Annotated in this window: 10 protein-coding genes and 1 riboswitch; of the genes, 1 reads left to right on the forward strand and 9 read right to left on the reverse strand. The window is 37.5% G+C overall.

The annotated features are described in order from the left end of the window. From AC220I_RS11335 to AC220I_RS11375, 9 genes are all read right to left on the reverse strand, one after another. The coding region (locus AC220I_RS11335) for an MFS transporter (protein ID WP_486723946.1) at positions 1-1,200 on the reverse strand (1,200 nt) is incomplete at its 3' end. 478 nt (positions 1,201-1,678) lie between these two features. Further along, entirely contained in the window at positions 1,679-2,914 is a 1,236-nt protein-coding gene (gene glyA, locus AC220I_RS11340; RefSeq protein ID WP_486723947.1) for a serine hydroxymethyltransferase, read from the reverse strand. A gap of 19 nt (positions 2,915-2,933) precedes the next feature. Beyond that, complete coding sequence (lpdA, locus tag AC220I_RS11345; RefSeq protein WP_486723948.1) at positions 2,934-4,337, reverse strand: dihydrolipoyl dehydrogenase; 1,404 nt, start codon at positions 4,335-4,337, stop codon at positions 2,934-2,936. An 8-nt stretch (positions 4,338-4,345) separates the two neighbouring features. Further along, complete coding sequence (gene gcvPB / locus AC220I_RS11350; RefSeq protein WP_486723949.1) at positions 4,346-5,806, reverse strand: aminomethyl-transferring glycine dehydrogenase subunit GcvPB; 1,461 nt, start codon at positions 5,804-5,806, stop codon at positions 4,346-4,348. Beyond that, on the reverse strand, positions 5,800-7,146 hold the full coding sequence (gcvPA, locus tag AC220I_RS11355) for an aminomethyl-transferring glycine dehydrogenase subunit GcvPA (RefSeq protein WP_486723950.1): 1,347 nt from the start codon (positions 7,144-7,146) through the stop codon (positions 5,800-5,802). Before gcvPA ends, gcvPB begins: the two co-directional genes overlap by 7 nt. A gap of 2 nt (positions 7,147-7,148) precedes the next feature. Next, complete coding sequence (gcvH, locus tag AC220I_RS11360) at positions 7,149-7,532, reverse strand: glycine cleavage system protein GcvH (protein WP_486723951.1); 384 nt, start codon at positions 7,530-7,532, stop codon at positions 7,149-7,151. 132 nt (positions 7,533-7,664) lie between these two features. Beyond that, positions 7,665-8,768 carry a glycine cleavage system aminomethyltransferase GcvT gene (gene gcvT, locus AC220I_RS11365; RefSeq protein ID WP_486723952.1) on the reverse strand — a complete coding sequence of 368 codons (1,104 nt, stop codon included), beginning with the start codon at positions 8,766-8,768 and terminating at the stop codon, positions 7,665-7,667. 171 nt (positions 8,769-8,939) lie between these two features. Continuing rightward, positions 8,940-9,042: riboswitch (glycine riboswitch) on the reverse strand. A gap of 269 nt (positions 9,043-9,311) precedes the next feature. Next, a complete protein-coding gene (locus AC220I_RS11370) occupies positions 9,312-11,006 on the reverse strand; it encodes a M3 family oligoendopeptidase (protein WP_486723953.1) in 1,695 nt (564 codons plus the stop codon). A 144-nt stretch (positions 11,007-11,150) separates the two neighbouring features. Further along, positions 11,151-11,543: an OsmC family protein gene (locus AC220I_RS11375; RefSeq protein WP_486723954.1), complete on the reverse strand. Its 393-nt coding sequence runs from the start codon at positions 11,541-11,543 to the stop codon at positions 11,151-11,153. A gap of 208 nt (positions 11,544-11,751) precedes the next feature. Between AC220I_RS11375 and AC220I_RS11380 the strand changes: the two genes are divergently transcribed. After that, positions 11,752-12,726, forward strand: a 975-nt coding sequence (locus AC220I_RS11380; protein ID WP_486723955.1) for an HD-GYP domain-containing protein, incomplete at its 3' end; no start/stop codon positions are given.

The following is a 12,726-nucleotide window of genomic DNA, read 5'->3' on the forward strand; positions in this document are numbered from 1 at the left end:
ACCAATACCACCCATTACCATAAAGGCAAATTTAAGATTAAATGCATCGCCTAAAATTCCAACGATTGGGAACATAATGATCATAAAGAAGCTGAAAATCATGCTGGCAAACGATAATATGGTTGCGCGATTTTCACTTGGGATTAATCGATTGATATAATCTGTAAGTGCGATATAGCTTACACTCTCTGTCATCATCATGAGTATGAAAAAAAGATAATGATAATTTGAAAGTGCAATGCCCCATATGCTTATTACGGTAACCCAAGGCAGTATAAAGAGAATGCCTTTCTCCTTAATTAGCCCCTCAATCTTGTGGACCTGTGTCGCTACAGCAGCCGCCGCTATAGATGATAGGGCCAGGATTAAACCAATTTGTCCTTCATCATATTGAAGCGACTTTAAGAAGTTTTGATTGTAGAAAAAGATGCAGGTACAAAATGTTCCTATGAGTTGTCCTACAATCATCAAGGATGCAATTTTAGGATTCGCTTTTACAGCACTAAAACTCTCCACTAATTGAGTTTTAAAAATATGATATCCTGATGTTTTTTTAACTTCATCGGGTGAAACTGAGAAGTCTTTTTCTTCAATATTCTCGGACTCTATTTGAGGCTCGATAAAGCCAAAAGACTGAACAACGGCCATTGCACCGATGAAGATGGTAATATAAAATGCAAGTGGATAACTCTTTGTTGCCAAATAGCCACCTACAAAAAATGAAATTACACTTGCAAAGTGATAGAAAACTTCTTTTTTACCGTTAATTCGCATATAGTCGTTTTCTGCCTTGATTTCTTTAAGCGAGTCATAAATCAGTGCATCTCCTGCTCCGGATTCAAGGTTGTAAGATAGGGCTGTAAATATAAAGGAAACTGCAAAGCCCCAAAATTGATTGGACATAAGTAGCAAAATGACACTTATCAAGGAGAAAACGCGCCCACTTATACGGCTGACACGTCTACCAAATATATCGGCAACTGCACCTGTAGGGACTTCCATAGTAAAGGAAGTGATATGAAATATCGTTTCTAGTATGCCGAGTTGAGTCAGAGACATCCCCTTACTCGCAAGATAGATCATCCATATTCCCCTTGTTAAATCCATATTATAAATTAAAGTAAATAAATAATTCTTGGTGATATTTTGTTTTAACCTAATGCTTCTTTCATTTTTTATTGATCTTATTTCCATGTTCATGATTTCCTCCAAAGTAAAATGACTTCTAATATGCAAGTGCTTCGGAGTTTAATGACAGGCTTGTTAAGGAAGCATTCTTTAAAGAGAGATGCCCCATTAATTTTTTATACAAAAAAACTCCAAGCGTATAGACTTAGAGTTCTTAATTTTAATATATTAAGTCTTCTTCAGACACTTGCGGGTTAACATAATATTAAATTTTAGAGAGACTTCTCGCGTCTTTTCTAAAATTTGCTATAATATTATGTGCAACTGCAAAATATGAAAGTCTGAAGTTCATGTTAATACTCACTTTCTTTTGTTTCTTAAACTATACTTTAGATTATATGGCAATAATATTAAGGCGTCAAGCCATAATATTTAAATGTCATACGTAGAAAATGTCTAATACCACCAACATTTTATTTATCCTTTATTGAAAAACAGCCCTTTACCGTGAGGTTAAGGGCTGTTTCTCTTTGTGGGGTCGGTAATTAGATTAATCCCTATATAAAGGGAATTTATCACAAAGTGCTTTTACACGTGCTCTAGCAGGTTCTAAATCAGCGTCTCTGTTTTCGATTGTCCAGCTGATAATATCTGCGATTTCAAGCATTTCTTCTTTTCCAAAGCCACGTGTCGTTGATGCTGGTGTACCAATTCTGATACCACTTGTTACAAATGGACTAGCAGTTTCATTAGGTACTGTGTTTTTATTTGTTGTAATCCCGATTTCATCGAGTAATTTCTCTGCTGCTTTACCAGTGATATCCTTGTTTCTAAGGTCAACAAGCATTAAATGATTGTCTGTACCACCAGATACAATGTGGAATCCTTTAGATTTTAAAGCATCCGCTAAAGTGCTAGCATTTTCAACCACTTTCTTTTGGTAAGCTTTAAACTCATCTGACATCGCTTCTTTAAAACAAACAGCTTTTGCAGCGATGATGTGCATTAAGGGACCACCTTGAATACCAGGGAAAATGGTTTTATCAATAGCTTTTGCGTATTCTTCTTTACAAAGAATCGCACCACCTCTTGGTCCTCTTAAAGTCTTGTGCGTCGTCGTTGTTACGAAATCTGCATATGGTACTGGATTTGGATGAAGGTCTGCAGCGATTAATCCAGCGATATGTGCCATATCAACCATCATAAGTGCACCAACCTCATCACAGATCTCTCTGATTTTAGCAAAATCAATAATTCTTGAGTATGCACTTGCACCAGAAACGATCATTTTTGGCTTTTCAGCAATTGCCATTTCTCTTAAGTTGTCATAATCAATCCAACCTTCTGCATCAACACCATAAGAAACAAAGTTATAGAGTTTTCCAGAGAAGTTAACTGGGCTACCATGTGTTAAGTGACCACCATCAGATAAATTCATCCCTAAGATTTTATCACCTGGCTCAAGAACTGCCATGTAAACACCCATATTTGCTTGTGAGCCCGAGTGTGGTTGTACATTCGCATGTTCCGCACCAAATAAGGCTTTCATTCTATCTCTCGCTAAATCTTCCGAGATATCTACATATTCACAACCGCCATAGTATCTTTTTCCTGGATAACCTTCAGCATATTTATTGGTTAAATGTGAACCCATTGCTGCCATTACCGTTAAACTTGTAAAGTTTTCTGATGCAATTAATTCAATGTTGCTTGATTGTCTTTTAAGCTCAAGTTCCATTGATTCATAGAGCTCTGGGTCATTTTTTTTAATTAATTCTAAATTCATTGATCGGTCCCCTCTCTCGTTACTTTTTAATTTTGATTGGTGCCATATGAATCGCTTCACCTTTTAATCCCATAGTTGCTTCTGCAAAGGCTTCAGCAAGTGTTGGATGTGCATGAATTGTACCGGCAATATCATCTACATGCATTTTTCGGCTTACTGCAAGTGTGCCTTCATGAATTAAATCTGATGCATGTGGTCCCATAATGTGAACGCCTAAAATAATGTCGTTCATATCGGATATAACTTTAATAAAGCCTTCTGGTTCACCAATTGAAAGTGCTTTTCCATTTGCACCAAACATAAATTTACTTTTTTTGATTTCAATACCCTCTGCCTTAGCTTGGTCTTCAGTAAGACCCACACTAGAAATCTCTGGGAATACAAATATACAGCTCGGTACCACTTCGTGATTTCCGTGGTGTATAACACCCATAATGTGGTCTACAGCAGCTATCCCTTGATGAGAAGCTGCATGTGCCAGCATAAGCTTACCATTAACATCACCAATAGCATAAACACTTTGAACGTTGGTTCTAAAGTTTTCATCAACGATGATGCCTTTATGATTGAATTCCACACCGGCATTGGCTAAATTTAAACCTTCAATAACTGGAGATCTTCCTGTTGAAACCAAAACTTGTGTCGCATCAAAGGATACTTCACCTTTTTTAGTTTCTCCGATAACGGAAAGACCGTTATCCGTCTTGATAATTTTTGTTACCTTTGTTGATTTATGAACATCAATGCCCTTCTTCTTGACACTAACTGCAAAACGTTTCGAAATTTCAGTATCCACTTGACCAAGTATCTGGTCAGAATACTCCACCACAGTTACTTCACTGCCCATGGCAGCGAAAATACCTGCAAACTCCATTCCGATAACGCCACCACCAATGACAACAAGTTTCTCTGGAACATTTTTAAATTCCAATATTTCTTTGCTGGTGATAACCCCATCAAGGTTAGCCCCTTCAATTGGTGGCATCTGTGGTTTAGAGCCTGAAGCGACAATAATGTTGTCACAAGTAATGGTTTGGATTTCACCTGCCTCGTTAGTAATTTTAAGGTCGGTTGCACTTAAGAACTCAGCGCTTCCATAGATGAGATCAATACCATTGATTTTAATGAGTTGTTCGATACCGCCAACCAATTGGTCGACGACCTCTTTTTTTCTGGCTTGAATTTTATCGATGTCAAATGTCACCGGACCTGTCTTGATTCCAAAATCCTCAATATGCATCAATGTGTTTAGGAGCTCAGCATTTCTATAAAGCGTCTTTGTAGGTATGCACCCATAATTTAAGCAAGTGCCTCCAATTTTATGACGCTCAATCAAAGTTACTTTGGCACCCAATTGTGCACCACGAATAGCAGCTACATAGCCACCGGGTCCACCACCTATAACGACGATTTCCTTTTGCATATTGCCTCCTAGACTTGTTTTTCCCATTTAAGAATTGGGGATCTTGCAGCAAGTACTTCATCAACACGTCTAATTTGAGTTGTTGTTGGTGCTTGCTTTAATAACTCAGGTGTTTCATTTGCTTCTTTACTGATTTCAATCATAATGTCTATGAAAGCATCTAAGGTCTCAAGACTCTCTGTCTCAGTAGGTTCAATCATGATGGCATCATGTACGATAAGCGGGAAGTAAATTGTAGGCGGATGATAGCCATGGTCAAGTAGACGTTTTGCAACATCCAGAGTACTACATTGATTTAATTCACCCTTAAGGCCAGCAAGTACAAATTCGTGTTTACAAATTGTATCCACTGGGAGGTTGTAGTGATCCTTCAATTTTGCTTGCATATAGTTTGCATTTAAAACTGCCATTTCGCTAGCACGCTTTAAGCCCTCGCCACCCATAGATAATATATAGGTATAAGCTCTTACGAGTATACCGAAGTTGCCGTTGAAGGCTTTCATTCTACCGATTGCATCTGGTCTATTGTAATCGAGTACATATTGCGTATCATTTTTCACAACAACTGGTGATGGTAAAAATGGCTCTAAGAAAGCCTTAACGCCAACTGGACCAGATCCTGGACCACCACCGCCATGTGGTGTTGAAAATGTTTTATGGAGATTGTAGTGAACGACGTCAAAGCCCATATCGCCAGGTCTAGCTTGACCTAAAATTGCATTGAGATTTGCACCATCATAATAGAGTAAACCGCCTGCCTCGTGAACAAGTTCAGCAATTTCTACAATATTTTTTTCAAATAAGCCAAGCGTACTTGGATTTGTTAACATTAAACCAGCGATTTCATCATTTAAAACCGCCTTTAAATTGTCGAGGTCAACCGCACCATCTCTTGTAGATTTGATTTCAACCACTTCAAAGCCGGCAACGTTTGCACTTGCAGGATTTGTACCGTGTGCTGAATCCGGAACGATGATTTTCGTTCTCTTTGTTTCGCCTCTTTTTTCATGGTAGGCCTTTATAATCATTAAGCCTGCAAGCTCACCATGTGCGCCTGCTGCTGGCTGTAAAGAGAATGTATCCATACCACCAATTTCTGATAACATGCCTTGTAAATCATACATTAACTCAAGCGCACCTTGAGTTTGTTCAACCTTTTGGTAAGGATGAAGGTTTACAAAACCATCCAAACTCGCCATATCCTCATTGATTTTCGGATTGTACTTCATGGTACAAGAGCCTAGTGGATAAAAACCAGTATCCACACCAAAGTTTTTGTTGCTCAATAAAGTATAGTGTCTAACGAGCTGTGGTTCACTTACTTCTGGTAAACCCAACTCTGTTTTTCTTAATAATTCAGCTGGAATCACATCATTGATCTCTACGTCATCAACTTTGCATCCAGGAATTTTATACCCTCTTCTGCCTTCTTTTGAAATCTCAAAAATAAGTTGATCGTATTTTACCATTTGATTGCCTCCATCGCTTCAACAAGTGCATCAATTTCTTCAATAGTTCGCTTCTCAGTGACACAGAATAAAACTCTATTTTGATCTGACGAGTAAGCTAAACTTAAATCATAACCGCCTAAGAATCCTTTTTCAGCGAGTTTTTCATTAAGAAGATCAATTTTCATGTCAGTCTCAAGAACAAATTCCTTGAAGAAAGGTGCCTCATAAACCGGTCTGAATTTTCCAGTTCCGATTAACTTCTTATATGCATAATGAGATTTTTTAATACATTGTGTTGCAACTTCCTTTAAGCCTTCTTTACCCAGTGCACTTAAATAAATCGTCGCACATAAAGCATTTAAAGCTTGATTTGAACAAATATTAGAAGTCGCTTTTTCTCTTCTGATATGCTGTTCTCTTGCTTGAAGGGTTAAAGTAAACGCTCTTTTACCATCTAAATCAACTGTCTGACCTACGATACGGCCAGGTAATTTTCTCATTTGTTTAGTAGATGCTGCCATAAATCCAAGGTATGGACCGCCATAGTTAAGTGCATTTCCTAAAACTTGACCTTCGCCTACCGCTAAATCTGCACCGTACTCACCAGGTGTTTTTAAAACGCCCATGGCAATTGGATCCACATTCATGATAAAGAGTGCTTTGTTCTCATGTGTAATTTCAACTGCTTCTGTGTAATCTTCAATACAACCAAAGAAGTTTGGCGATTGAACGATAACACCGACTGTGTCTTTTGATATAGCACCTTTAAAGGCATCCATGTCTGTTACACCATCAACAGAAGGAATCTCAACAACCTTGATGTTATTAAATCTCATGTAAGTCTTAACGACTTCCCTCACTTCAGGATGAACGGTTTCAGAAATGATAATGGTATCCCCTTTTTGGTTTGCAGCAGCAAGCATAGCCGCTTCTGCAGTTGCAGATGCACCATCATACATAGAAGCATTAGAAACTTCCATACCGGTTACATTGGCAATCATTGTTTGATATTCAAATATAGCTTGTAATGTCCCTTGGCTGATTTCTGGCTGGTAAGGGGTGTAAGCTGTATAAAATTCTGATCTTGATATTAAATGGTGAACCACAGATGGAATTGCATGATCATATGCACCTGCACCTAAAAAGCAAACGAGTTCGTTTGTGGACGTATTTTTATCTGCAAGGCCTCTAATATGCTTTGAAACTTCCGCTTCTGATAGTGGTGCACAAAGGTTTAATCTTCTTTTTAACTTAACTTGCTCTGGAATGTCATCAAATAAACGGTCTACTGAGTCAATACCAAGAACTTCAAGCATTTTAGCTTCATCTTGCTTAGTATTTGGAATGTAAGGAAACATTATTATGCCTCCTCGTTACAGTAAGCTTCATACTCTTCAGCGTTCATTAATTCATCTAACTCACTTGCATCTGAAAGTGTGATTTTGATAATCCAGTTTTCATATGGATCAGAGTTTACAAGTGAAGGATCGTTGTCAAGTTCTTCATTCACTTCTGTAATAGTACCCGATACTGGCATTAACATGTCTGATGCAGCTTTTACAGACTCAATTGTTCCAAAGCTATCTTCCGCTTCAAACTCTTCATCGATTTCTGGTAATTCAACATAAACGATTGATCCTAAAGAATGTTGTGCAAAATCAGTTACGCCAACTAATGCAGCACTACCTTCAACTTTAACCCACTCATGATCTTTTGTATAATACAAACCGCTTAAAACTTTCATTTTCATTACCTCCTGAATAATCATCATTATTTTCAGCAAATCGCTGTGATCCTTTGGATCTATTTAGATGGCGATGTACTCCCCTAAGTTTCTTGCACACCCCACTGTTAAATAAATTATACCTTACTTTGACTATTTTTTATAATTCTTTTGATAAAATCTTTTACTGCAAATTGTTGCTGGGAAAACTTTCTTTCTCACTTGGATTCCCAATGTGCCACCCATTTCACCATACTTGGCATCAATAAGTGCAAGACCAATGTTCTTCTTGAGGGTTGGTGAGAAATAACCCGTTGTTACAACACCTATCACTTGATCATCCACAACTACATCATAACCATGTCTTGGGATGCCTTTTTCCATTTCAAAACCAACTGTCTTTCTAGGAAGACCCGCTTCTTTTTGAGCAACCAGTGCATCTTTACCAATAAAGTTGTCTTTTCCAAGTTTGACGAAGAATCCAAGACCTGCTTCAAGTGGTGTGATATCCTTAGATATTTCATTTCCATAAAGTGGTAAAGCCGCTTCAAATCTAAGTGTATCTCTACAGCCAAGACCTGCAGGCTTTAAGCCCATATCTTTACCAGCTTCCATAATTGCTTCCCAAACCTTCACGATATTGTCGTTTTCAGTGTAAACTTCAAAACCGTCTTCACCAGTGTATCCAGTTCTAGAAACTAGACAATTTGCACCAGCGATCGTCACATTTCTATTACAATAGAAGAACTTAATCTCTGCCAAATCCACATCAACAACTTTTTGAAGAATATCTTGGGCTAGAGGTCCCTGTAAAGCGACTTCTGATATTTTATCTGAAACGTTATCAAGCGTCACATCATATCCTTTTGACTGTTCAACCATCCAAGCAAAGTCTTTGTCTACATTACTCGCATTAATAACAAGGTAGAAGAATTCTTGATTGAACTTATAGACCAATAAGTCATCTACAACGCCACCGTTTTCATAGCACATCATGCCATAAAGGATTTGGTGGTCTTCAAGAGTTGCCACATCGTTTGTCACAAGATTTTGAACAAAAGCAAATGCATCCTTACCCTTTACTTCTACTTCACCCATATGAGAAACGTCAAACATACCCGCTGCATTTCTAACAGCTTCATGTTCCTCTATGATGCCTTCGTATTGTACAGGCAATGCCCATCCAGCGAAGTCAATCACTTTTCCCCCAAGTTTCTCATGGACATCAAAAAGCGCTGTTTTTTTAACTGAATCCATCATTCTTCCTCCTTCATTCATCGCTGTGCGATTTACTTTAATATCCTTTATTATTATACCTTTTTAAACATTGATTAAATATATTTTTTATCGAAATATAAACCTGAATTTTCCAAAGACTGCTGAGTATAAAAAAAAGGTATATAATGGACATAGCAATGCTAGTCACCATTATATACCTCTGTATTTTTACCTGAGAGTTTCTCGTTAAAACGATAAAATCGATTTAACACTTCCTCCTTCGGTGCCTTTCGGTCTCTCCAGAGATCCATCCGATAACACTACTTTTGCCTGAGAGTTTCTATCTAAAAACGGTTATTTTTAAACATTGCTCCTTCGGCTACCCTCTTAAGGTATCTCGCATTATCATCAACTGGGATCATTTTTAATTATCAGTGAGGATACGATTCGTGTCCCACACCTAAAAACATTTTATTTCATCTTCAATATAAATTCAACCTTTTTTTTGAAGGCTTCTAAAAATTTTATTTTCTTAATATATAACTTTTAATGGCTTCTTAATATATAACTTTTAATGGCCTCCTATAATTTTGAATCATCTACCTGATCAAGCCATGCTTCAACAGCAGGTAAAATACGCTTCAGGGAACCCTCTTCAAAAGGGTTATTAAGGTTTGCCACTTCTAGCAGTTTCAAGAAGGACAAGCTACCACCCTTGTTGCACAACTCAAGGTATTCCTGCCATGCTTTTTCTCTGTCATTCTGAGCCTTTACAAAGAACTGGAATGCACATACCTGCGCCAAAGTATAATCAATATAATAAAATGGGTCGCTGAAAATATGGCCTTGTCTAAACCAATAGCCGCCTCTTTTAAGGAAATCATTGTCTTCATATTTACGATGCGGTAAATATTTAGCCTCAAGTTCAGCCCATTTTTGCTTTCTTTCAGCCGGGGTTACCTCTGGATTTCCATAGACAAAATGCTGAAACTCATCCACTAAAACACCGTAAGGAATAAAGAGCAAAGCTTCACTGAGATGATTGAAATGGTATTTTGCTGTATCCTCTTTAAAGAAGGTCTCCATCCAAGGCCATGTCAAGAACTCCATACTCATTGAATGAATTTCACAAGCTTCAAGTGTTGGCCAAGTGTACTCAGGTATTTCATAATGTCGGCTCTGATAAACTTGAAAGGCGTGACCTGCTTCATGTGTAAGGACGTCAATATCGCCTGAAGTTCCGTTGAAATTAGAAAAGATGAAAGGTGCTTTGTAGTCGCTAAAGAAAGTACAATAACCGCCACCTGCTTTTCCTTTTTTGGCTTCCAAGTCCATAAGTTGATTTTCAAGCATAAAATTGAAGAACTCACCAGTTTCCTTAGAGAGTGCTTGGTACATTTTTCTACCATTTTCTAGTATCCATTCAGGCGACCCCTTAGGTGTCGCGTTGCCGGATGTAAAAGCAATCGGTTCGTCATAGTATTTCAAGCTTTCAAGTCCCAAGCGCTTCATTTGTCTTTCCTTAAGCTTTGTCGCGATTGGAACGAGATCACGATAGACTTGCTCTCTATAGGTCTTAACCATCTTGTCATCATAATCTGTACGCGATAGTCTATAATAACCCAGTTCAATAAAATTCTCAAAACCTAGTTTTTGTGCAATTCTATGACGAACCTTCACAAGTTCATCATAGAGGTCGTCAAAGGCCGTTTCGTTTTCTTCAAAAAACTTAGTGGTTGCTTCCTGAGCACGCTTGCGTATAACGCGATCTGTAGACTCATAAAAAGGCACCATTTGAGCAAGATTGCGTTCCTCTCCCTCAAACATGATTTTGGCAGAGGTTCTCAATTTTGTGTACTTAGAGTTCAAGCTATTCTCAAGCTTTAAATCTTCAAGAATTTCTGGTTTAAAAGTCTTTAACTTGACATCTATAATATTAAAAAGGTGGTCTCCAAATTCAGCTTTTAAGTCTTCTTTGAACCTTGATTCATTTAAAACCTTATAGAGTTGATCAACCATTTCTTCATACAAAGGCATGGCATCATCTATGAAATTGTTTTCTGCATCGTAAAAAGCATCTTCTGTATTGATGGTGTGTCTGACGCTGACAAGAGCCGCCGCAGTTTCAACACTATTTCTCAGTTTTGATATTTTGTGCAAAATTTCAATCTGTTCTTGACCAGAATTGGCATTCTTAAAGGTCTCTAACAAATCATTCATTTCGACTTTAAGCTTATCCATATCTGGACGCTCATATTTATAATCACTAAATTTCACAACTGCCTCCTGACTTTACTTTGATCTTCTGATATATTGCATGGTTACAAATACATTGTAACATAAAAAGAACAACCCGTATAATTAATTTTATACGGGTTGGCTACGTTCGCATGTCGTAATTCTTTAGTTTTAAAAAGGTGCTTAAATTGCTTCTATTAAAAATTCAGGAGGCGTCATCATATGTTTTTTCACAGCACATAAATCCATTGATCGGATAATCGCTGATTTATATTTGTCTGGAAATCCCTCTGGTAAAGTTAAATTTAGGGTAATTTTACCAATTAAATTGGTCTCTTTGTTTTTTTCAACATCCATAGTCAACTTAAGGCCCTCGGTACTGAGCTCTTTGCTCTGGCAAAAGCCTAGAGCATATATGCCTGCACATGTTGCTATTGAAGATAAGAAAACATCAAATGGTGCAGGTGCACTTCCCTCACCACCTGCATAAACAGGCTGATCTGTCGGTATCACAAAGTCCTTAAAGTTTGCATCTACTCTTTTACCACCTGGAAAGGTCACTTCAATATAAGCCATAACAATCTCCTTTATCAACATAAATTTGTTTCACTACTTATGAATACCCTAAAAAAAGGGCCAATCACATCAAAATCACAACTACATTATAACACCCCCTCATGCCGGGGTAAATATGAAATTTGGATTATTTTGTGTTTTCAGGCGATTTAAGGGTAAGATAATAAATGCTATAGGTTGTATAAATATATTATATTTGGAGGCACTCATGTCTATTCAAGTTTCACAAAACGAAATATTTCATGCCTTTAGTGAATCTCTAGATCTTATCGATCATAGGATTTACAATCATCACAACGATGTTGCATACATAGCCCTGAAATTAAGTTTTATGCTTAATTATTCTCACCAATCAATCAAAGAAATCACAATCGCATCACTTGTTCATGACATCGGTGTCTTTACAGTTGAAGACCGCTTAAGCTTGACTCAATACGATTTTGAAGATATTACAAATCATGGCGAGATCGGCTATCAACTCCTTATATCTATTACTGGGTTTAAAAATATCGCAAACCTTGTGAGGTTCCATCATGAGCCTTATACTGACCTCATCAATCAGGATCATTATTTAATGGATTCCAATTTGATATTCTTAGCGGATAGGATTGCGGTCCTCATTGATAAAAATGATTTTATCCTCAATCAAATTGACCGAATTAAGTACATGATTACAGCGGATAAGGGCATCAAGTTTAAAGCGGAATTTGTTGATGCATTTCTGGAGCTTTCAAGGTTGGAGGAGTTTTGGTTAAATCTTACCACGGACCGACACAAGAAAATTATCTTAGACTTTTTAAAGCCAGATGCAATCATCAAAGATATCCATGCCCTATTTGACATTTCAAAGCTCTTCATTTTAGCAATCGATTTCAGGTCTTCTTACACCGCCTCACACAGTATCGGTGTTTCCAAGGTTGCTAGAGCTATCGGACAGTTATTGGGCTATGATTCAGAAAATCTTGATGTTCTTGAAATCTCTGGTTATTTTCACGACATCGGAAAACTTGCACTTTCAAAGAATCTTCTAGATAAAAAAGGCATTTTGAATAAAAATGAACTTCTCAAAATTAAATCCCATTCCTTTTATACCATGGATATTTTGTCTAGAATAAAGGGGTTTGAAGAAATTAAAAACATCGCCTCTAGCCATCATGAAAAACTCAATGGCAAGGGTTATCCC

The sequence above is a fragment of the Fusibacter sp. genome (assembly GCF_057447755.1).